We start from the raw sequence: 7,541 nt of genomic DNA, 5'->3' as shown, positions 1-7,541 counted from the left end.
CAAAAGGCGAACTCGCGGTGGCCGCGCCTCCATTCGAACTATCCTCTTCCTCGTCGCTGACATCGCCCGGCGCTTCGACCCAAGCCTCGCTGACTTCCGCGACAAACTCCTCGCAGCTGGCAAACCAAAGCTCGTCGTCCGCATCGCTCTCGCCCGAAAGCTCCTCGTCAGGCTCAATGCCAAAATGCGCGATACCCGACTTTCAATCCCTCTGACCTATTGACGAGACAGATAGTCGCTCCCGCTTGCGGGAGGGGAATGGCGGGAAACCACCCCCATTATGACATCGGGGGCCTGTCCTACTGCGGGCGTTTATGATCTATCTTGTCGGATGCAGAGGCCAAGGCTCCCCGATCCGGCATCGGCCGATGCGCCGCTGGCGCGTGGCTGTCGCTTCACTGTCGTTTCATCGTCGCGTCAATGGTGCGTCAGCATGACCCCGTTGTCGCGTCACAGACGCGTCGGCGTGGCGTTTCAGGCGCAAATGGCCCAAAACAGCCGCACGACACTGTGAACTTCGGACTGTCGCGTCGTAAACCGGTTTCAGCCGCGCAACGCCCGCTCCGTGATCAGCCGATAGATGCGGGTCAGGTCGTGCAGGTCGGCGACCGCGACGGCCTCGTCCAGCTTGTGCATCGTCGCATTGTTGAGGCCGAATTCGGCGACCGGGCAGAGGCGCGAGAGGAAGCGCGCGTCCGACGTGCCGCCGGTGGTCGACAATTCGGTGTCGAGGCCCGTCACGTCGCGGATCGCATCGCTGATCAGGGTGGAGAGCGTGCCCGGCTGGGTCAGGAACGGCTCGCCGCTGATCTTGGCCTCGACGCTGCCGCCCTCGCTCGCCGCGATCGCGCTGATCCGATCGATCAGCGATGCGCCGCTATGCTGGTCGTTGAAACGGATCGAGATGCGCGCGGTCGCCGCAGCCGGGATGACATTATGCGCCGGGTTGCCGACTTCGAGGTCAGTGATCTCGATATTGCTGGGCTGGAACCAGTCGGTGCCCTCGTCCAGCACCTCGGCATCGATCTTGGCCAGGATGCGGACCAGCGCCGGGATCGGATTGTCGGCCAGGTGCGGATAGGCGACATGGCCCTGCGTGCCCGCCACCTTGATCCACATGTTGACCGAGCCGCGCCGGCCGATCTTCACCACGTCGCCCAGCCGGGCCGATGAGGTGGGTTCGCCGACCAGGCACATGTCGGGGTGCAGGCCATGGGCGACCATCCGGTCCATCAGCGCCAGCGTGCCATAGGTGGCCGGGCCTTCCTCGTCACCGGTGATGATCAGGCTGATCGTGCCGGGCAGGGCGTCGGGCAGTTCGTGCAGCGCCGCGACGAAGGCGGCGATCGCGCCCTTCATGTCGACCGCGCCGCGGCCATAGAGCAGGTCGCCGCGCACCACCGGGGTGAAGGGATCGCTGGCCCAGCCATGGCCGGGCGGGACGACATCGAGATGGCCGGCAAAGGCGAAATGCGGGCCGGCGCCCGTGGTGCGCCAGGCGAGCAGATTTTCGACCGGGCCGTCGGGTGCGACGCCGCTGACGAAACGGTCTACGGTGAAGCCCAGCGGAACCAGCATCGCTTCCAGCTCGGCGAACACATCGCCGACGGCCGGGGTGACGGAGGGGCAGGCGAGCAGGCGCTCGGCCAGGGCCAGGGCGTCATGATTGGTGCTGGTCTTGGTCATGGGGCAGCGTTAGCGAAAGCCGTCTTTCTTGACCAGCGCAGAGGAGAGGGGCCATGCCGAAGATCGATCTCGCCGCCATTCCCCAGACCAATGCCACCGGCTATCCGGGCGATCATGCGCTGGCGGTGGCCGGTCGCTACTATCGCCGGCTGGCTCCGGTGACGGGTCTTGGCGATTTCGGCGTCAGCCATGTCGTGCTGAAGCCCGGCGCGGCCTCCTCGCAACGCCACTGGCATGAGGGCGAGGACGAATTTGTCGTCATGCTGTCGGGCGAGGCGGTGCTGGTCGAGGACGGCGGGCGGACGCCGATGGTCGCGGGCGACATGGCGGCCTTTCCCAAGGGCGTGGCCAACGGCCATCATCTGTGCAATGAAAGCGACGCGGACTGCGCCTTCCTGGCCTTTGGCCGTCCATCTGTCAGTGATTGCCATTATCCCGATATCGATCTGCACCTGTCCGGTGGGGTCTATCGCCACAAGGATGGGAGTGTTTTTGCATGATGGATCGTCGTGGGTTGCTGGCCGGCATAGGTGGTGCTGTGGTCGCTGGAGGGGCATCGGCACGCGTTCCTTCGGCTTCGGCAGCGGCACCAGCCGGGCTGATCCGGCCGCCGCGCCTGCGCGAAGGGGATGTGGTCGGCCTGGTCGAGCCGGCGGGCTTTACCGATGACGCTTTCGACCTGGACCTGGTCAAGGATACGATCCGGGCGATGGGGCTGAAGCCAAAGGCCGCGCCGCATCTGGTCGAGCGCTATGGCTATCTGGCGGGCAAGGATGCCGACCGCGCCGCCGACATCAACGCCATGTATGCCGACCCGGAGGTGAAGGCGGTGTTCGCGGTGCGCGGCGGCTGGGGCTGCGCGCGCATGCTGCCCTATCTCGACTTCAGGACGATCCGCGCCAATCCCAAGCTGTTGACCGGCTTTTCCGACATCACGGCGCTGCACCTGGCCTTTGCGGCCCGCGCCGGCTTCACCACCATCCACGGCCCCAATGCCGCGAGCGGCTGGGGCAAGCTCAGCTGGGACAGCTTCCGCGCGGTGGCGTTTGACGGGGCGACGCCGACCTATGTCAATCCGGTGGGGGCGGAGGATCGGCTGGTGCCGCGCAGCGGCCGCATCCGCACCTTTGGCGGCGGCAAGGCGAGCGGGCGGCTGCTGGGTGGCAATCTCACCGTGCTGACGGCGTTGATGGGCACGCCCTGGTTGCCCGATTTCACCGGCGCGATCCTGTTCGTGGAGGAAACCAACGAGGCGGAATATCGCATTGACCGGATGCTGACCCAATTGTCGCTGGCGGGCATATTGCCAAAGCTCGCCGGCTTCGTTTTCGGCCAATGCACCAGCTGCACGGCCACTGGCGTGTCCTATGGCGGCTTCACCCTGTCGGAAGTGTTGCAGCAGCATCTGGCGCCGCTCGGCATTCCTGCTTTCCAGGGCGCGCTGTTCGGCCATATCGCCAACCAGTTCAGCCTGCCGGTCGGCGCCCGCGCCGAAATCGACGCGGACGCGGGCACGATCCGGTTGCTGGAGCCGGCTGTCAGTTAGAGCCTGATCGTTTGAGGTGGAAGCGCTGCGCGCTTCCAGCGATGGCGTGAATCAGGCTCTATTCCTTTGCGGGCTTGGCGCCGTCCAGCGAGGCGACGGTGCCATTGCCGATCGGCTCCGCCTTCATGCTATCGGCTACCTTCTCGGCCGCCGCCATGACACGCAGCACATTCTCGCCGGCCAGCTTGGCGATGTCGGCATCGCTCCAGCCGCGGCGCATCAGCTCGGCCAGCAGCGCGGGATAGGTAGCGACGCTGCCCAGCCCCTGGGGCAACGATCCCACGCCGTCGAAATCACTGCCGATGCCGACATGGTCGACGCCTGCGACCTTGGCGATATGGTCGATATGGTCGGCGACCATCGACAGGGTTACGACCGGTTCGGGATTGGCCTTTTCCCATTCCGCCAGCGCCTTCTTCGCGCCTTCGGGATCACCGATATAGAGGCCGCCAAAGGGCGGGGCGTTATAGCGGGCCATTTCCGCGCTGCGCGCCGCGCTCCAGACCCGGCGGGCCTCCGACACATATTGCGGCGCGAAATTGACCATGACCACGCCGCCATTGGCCGCCACCTGCTTCAGGATCGCGTCGGACACGTTGCGCGGCGTGTTGCACAGTGCGCGCGCGCTGGAATGGGAGAAGATGACCGGCGCCTTGCTGATCTTCAGCGCGTCCAGCATCACGCCTTCGCTGACATGGGCGAGGTCGACCAGCATGCCCAGGCGGTTGAGTTCATGCACCACCGCCTCGCCGAATAGGGTGAGGCCGTCATGCTGCGGATTGTCGGTGGCACTGTCGGCCCAGGCGATGGTCCGGCTGTGGGTCAGCGTCAGATAGCCGGCGCCAAGGTCGTGATAGGCGCGCAGCACGGCCAGGCTGCCGTCGATCTGGCCGCCGCCCTCGACCCCGATCATCGACGCGATCCGCCCGGCCTTGTGCGCGGCACGGACCTCGGCAGCGGTCGTGGCGAGGGTGAAATCCTGCGGGTAACGGCGGGCGAGGCTGTGGACCAGTTCGATCTGCTCGACCGTGTCCTTCACCTGCTGCAATTCGGGCAGGTCGGCCGACACCCAGACGGACCAGAATTGCCCGCCCATTTGTCCGGCACGCAGGCGGGTGATGTCGGTATGATATTGGCTGGGGTCGAGCCGGTCGAGCGGCATGGTCCAGCGAGCGTCCCCGGACTTGCCGGCCATCGCTTCGGGCCAGTCATTATGGCCGTCGATCAGCGGGGTGGCCTTCAGCACCTTGGCGATTCGCGCGGCATAGGGATCGGATGCAGGCGCGGCCGACGCAGCAAAGGGGAGGGCGACGGTGGCGAGGAGCAGCGGCAGGGCTGCGAGGCGGAGGGATGTCATGGCGCGGGAGACTAGGGGGGCGACGGATCAAGTCAATCGCGGCTGGCGGGCGGGTGCGACATTGGCTAGACCCTTGAATCGATGACGATCGATCCGCTGTTGCTGCTGCAGGCCTATGCCATCGGGGTGTTCCCGATGTCCGACGACCGGCAGGCCGACGATGTCTATTGGGTCGAGCCCAAAAGGCGGGCGATCCTGCCGCTCCATGGCCTTCACCTGTCACGTTCGCTGTCAAAGACGATCCGGCAGGACAGGTTTCGCGTCACCGCCAACCGCGCCTTCGCCGGCATCGTCGCCCTATGTGCGGAAGCCGCGCCCGATCGTCCGTCGACCTGGATCAATGGCCCGATCGAGCGCGCCTATCGCCATCTCCACGAACTGGGTTTTGCCCATTCGATCGAATGCTGGGACGGCGATGAACTGGTCGGCGGCCTCTATGGCGTGGCGCTGGGTGGTGCCTTTTTCGGCGAGTCCATGGTGTCGCGCCGGACCGACGCGTCCAAGGTGGCGCTGGCCTGGCTGGTGGCGCGGATGCGCTTTGGCGGCTTCAGCCTGCTCGACTGCCAGTTCATGACCGATCATCTGCGCAGCATGGGCGCGCAGGAAATCAGCCAGCGCGACTATCTTCAGTTGTTGGGCGTTGCCGTCGGCGACGTGCCGCTGGGAGCGGGCGACGCGGTGCTGTCGGCGGGTTCGGGCGCAGCGGCCGAACTGGCGTTTGCACCGCTGGCCGGCGATGCGGCGGCAGGCACCTTGCCCTTGTCGCCCAGCTTGACCGTGGCAGGGCCGCTTTCGGGCCATTCCATCGTGCAGCTCTTGACCCAGACGTCATAGACCGGGTGCTGGACGACATTGCGGTCGGGTCGTTCGCGGAACAGCCAGCCGGAAAAATTGCGGCGCCACTTGCCGTCGGAACTGCTGCGCACGTCCAGCTGCACGAAGGCGCCGGTTTCCTGCACATTTTCCCAGGGAGCGGTGGTCTCGCACGCCTGCAGGCGGACGATGGCGTCGCCGACGCGCAGCGCCTCGCCGGGCTTCATGCTGAGGTCGCGAGTCAGGCCGTTGCGCTTGTTGAGCAGGCCGATGACGGCGGTGCGCTCGGCCATTGGCGTGCCGGACAGGCTGGCCTCGTCCGCGTTGCGGATAGGCTGGCCCTCGATCTTTACCGGGCCGCTCTGATTCGCCTCTGGCGCATCATTGCGACCGCAGGCCGCCAGCAGCGCGCAACCCAGAAGCGGCGCGCCAAGCAGGATCGGCGGGAATCCCCCCGCCGGACGCCGAATCATGCCGCGTCGGGGCTCCATGCCTCGTAATCGCCGGTCGCCTTCTGGCGCTGGCCGCCCTTTTCGAGCGCGCCCGAGGGGCGATAGGCGTTGGCGGTGCCGGTCGCGTTGGGGGTGAATTCCTTTTCCCAGATGCGCGGCGGCGGCAGGAAGCTTTCAGGCGTGCCCTCGATCGAGTGATGCAGCCAGCCATGCCATTCGGCCGGCACGCGGCTCGAATCATTGGCGCCGTTATACATCACCCAGCGGCGCGTCAGGCCGTTCGGATCGACGCCGCCTTCATAATAGACATTGCCCTGATGGTCCTCGCCCACTTTCGTGCCCTTGCGGGCCGTGAAGAGCCAGGTGCCGAAGGTGGCGCCATTCCACCAGGTGAAGATGTTTGCCAGGATACCCATGGCCGATGCGCTTAGCCGCTGGGATTGACGTGGGCAAGGACGATATGGCCCTAATGGGCGGTTGTCGGGCAGAAATCGAGGTCGATCGCGCTCTTGCCGTCGGTTGTTGCGCATTTGCCCCAGGCCAGGCGGTCGCCTTCCTTGATCCCGAGTTCCGCGGCGCGGCCGCCGCGCAGTTCCAGCACTGCCACAACCGGCACGCCGGCGGACACCGGCTCGCGCGAATAGGGGGCGACATTGGCGCCGATGAAGGCGATCGTGCCGTCGGTATGAATGAACAGCATGTCGAGCGGGATGATCGTGTTCTTCATCCAGAAGCTGGCGGTGCGCGGCGGCTCCATCGGGAACAGCATGCCCTTGTCGGCATCCAGCGCCTTGCGGAACATCAGCCCCTGTTCCTGCTCCGCCTCGGTCCGGGCGACTTCCACGTCGAAGCGATGCGCGCCCTTCGCGGTGTGGATGACGAGGGGGAGCAGCGCGCCCTGCGATGCGGCGGCCTGAACATTGCCGCTGTCATTTGCAGCATCGGCGCCGGCATCGGGCTTGGCAGAGCAGGCCAGGAGCAGCGCGGGCAGGGCGGCGGCGAAAAGCAGTCGGGTAAGGATCATGCGATCCTGCCTAGCGGGTTTCGGGGAGGTGCGGGAGAGAATTAACCCTCAATCCTCCGCTTCGGGGACGTCACCGGGCGCGGCATCGACCCAGCGCCGGGCCAGGGCATAATCATGGCCGGCGCGCAGGAAGGCAGCGATCGCTTTTTCCCGGCCCTTGGGATCGGGCGCCTGCATCGCATAGGGGCCGATCCGCTTGCGTCGGGCGAATCGGTCGGCAGCCGCCCAGCGATCGGCCTGTGCCTGGGCATCGGCGGCACCACGATCGGCCTCCTCTATGCCGGCGGCGCGCAATGTCTCGTTGATCCGGCGGGCGCCATAGCCGCGCCGGCCTAGCGCCGCGCTCTTCATCAGGGCAAAGCCGCTGTCGTCGACATAGCCAAGTTCCGCGAAGCGGGCGACCAGCGCTTCGGGATCGGCCGGCGCTTCCCCGCCCCATCCGCGCTCGCGCAATTTGCGCGCCAGATAGGCGAGCAGCTTGCCACGGCTGGTCGCGAACCGACCTACATAGCGCAGCGCCAATTCGCGCAATGCGTCTTCGTCCAGGGGTGGGGGCGGGCGTTTGCTGGTCATGACCGGTCGTGCATTGTGCACCATCATGCGCTAAGCGCCATCTTTATGCCACAGTCGGGCCGGAATTTTACCGCGCCTTATGGTCTAGAA

The 7,541-nt window shown here is 66.2% G+C and carries 8 protein-coding genes and 2 pseudogenes; 4 read left to right on the top strand and 6 right to left on the bottom strand.

The genetic code is table 11. The annotated features are described in order from the left end of the window. Positions 1 to 223, top strand: a pseudogene (locus tag CG471_RS31000) (IS110 family transposase); the annotation flags it as partial. A gap of 320 nt (positions 224 to 543) precedes the next feature. Here the strand turns inward: CG471_RS31000 and dapE are convergent. Next, positions 544 to 1,686: a succinyl-diaminopimelate desuccinylase gene (dapE, locus tag CG471_RS20110; RefSeq protein ID WP_099233322.1), complete on the bottom strand. Its 1,143-nt coding sequence runs from the start codon at positions 1,684 to 1,686 to the stop codon at positions 544 to 546. A 53-nt stretch (positions 1,687 to 1,739) separates the two neighbouring features. Here dapE and CG471_RS20105 point away from each other — a divergent pair, with 53 nt between their 5' ends. Next, positions 1,740 to 2,186: a cupin domain-containing protein gene (locus CG471_RS20105; RefSeq protein ID WP_099233320.1), complete on the top strand. Its 447-nt coding sequence runs from the start codon at positions 1,740 to 1,742 to the stop codon at positions 2,184 to 2,186. Then, on the top strand, positions 2,183 to 3,232 hold the full coding sequence (locus CG471_RS20100) for an LD-carboxypeptidase (RefSeq protein WP_180275751.1): 1,050 nt from the start codon (positions 2,183 to 2,185) through the stop codon (positions 3,230 to 3,232). The genes CG471_RS20105 and CG471_RS20100 overlap by 4 nt, the downstream gene beginning before the upstream one ends. A gap of 58 nt (positions 3,233 to 3,290) precedes the next feature. On the opposite strand, the gene CG471_RS20095 is transcribed toward CG471_RS20100, so the two are convergent. Then, positions 3,291 to 4,589 carry a dipeptidase gene (locus CG471_RS20095; RefSeq protein WP_099233318.1) on the bottom strand — a complete coding sequence of 433 codons (1,299 nt, stop codon included), beginning with the start codon at positions 4,587 to 4,589 and terminating at the stop codon, positions 3,291 to 3,293. A gap of 81 nt (positions 4,590 to 4,670) precedes the next feature. On the opposite strand from CG471_RS20095, the gene aat reads away from it, so the two are divergent. Beyond that, positions 4,671 to 5,423: a leucyl/phenylalanyl-tRNA--protein transferase gene (gene aat, locus CG471_RS20090; protein ID WP_099233316.1), complete on the top strand. Its 753-nt coding sequence runs from the start codon at positions 4,671 to 4,673 to the stop codon at positions 5,421 to 5,423. 35 nt (positions 5,424 to 5,458) lie between these two features. Here aat and CG471_RS31720 read toward each other — a convergent pair. From CG471_RS31720 to CG471_RS20070, 4 genes and pseudogenes are all read right to left on the bottom strand, one after another. Then, positions 5,459 to 5,629, bottom strand: a pseudogene (locus CG471_RS31720) (DUF2155 domain-containing protein); the annotation flags it as partial. A 242-nt stretch (positions 5,630 to 5,871) separates the two neighbouring features. Further along, positions 5,872 to 6,270: an NADH:ubiquinone oxidoreductase subunit NDUFA12 gene (locus CG471_RS20080; RefSeq protein WP_004210347.1), complete on the bottom strand. Its 399-nt coding sequence runs from the start codon at positions 6,268 to 6,270 to the stop codon at positions 5,872 to 5,874. 50 nt (positions 6,271 to 6,320) lie between these two features. Next, the gene (locus CG471_RS20075) at positions 6,321 to 6,878 is read right to left on the bottom strand and encodes a DUF192 domain-containing protein (protein WP_099233315.1); all 558 of its coding nucleotides are present in this window, start codon (positions 6,876 to 6,878) and stop codon (positions 6,321 to 6,323) included. A gap of 48 nt (positions 6,879 to 6,926) precedes the next feature. Then, positions 6,927 to 7,451, bottom strand: coding sequence for a regulatory protein RecX (locus tag CG471_RS20070; protein ID WP_099233326.1), 525 nt, complete (start codon positions 7,449 to 7,451; stop codon positions 6,927 to 6,929). Between the last annotated feature and the right edge of the window lie 90 nt (positions 7,452 to 7,541).

This window comes from Sphingobium sp. IP1, from assembly GCF_002708645.1.
In the GTDB taxonomy this organism is placed as follows: Bacteria; Pseudomonadota; Alphaproteobacteria; order Sphingomonadales; family Sphingomonadaceae; genus Sphingobium; species Sphingobium yanoikuyae.
Note: the sequence above shows the minus strand (reverse complement) of the source record. Positions and strands in the feature narration are given on the sequence as shown.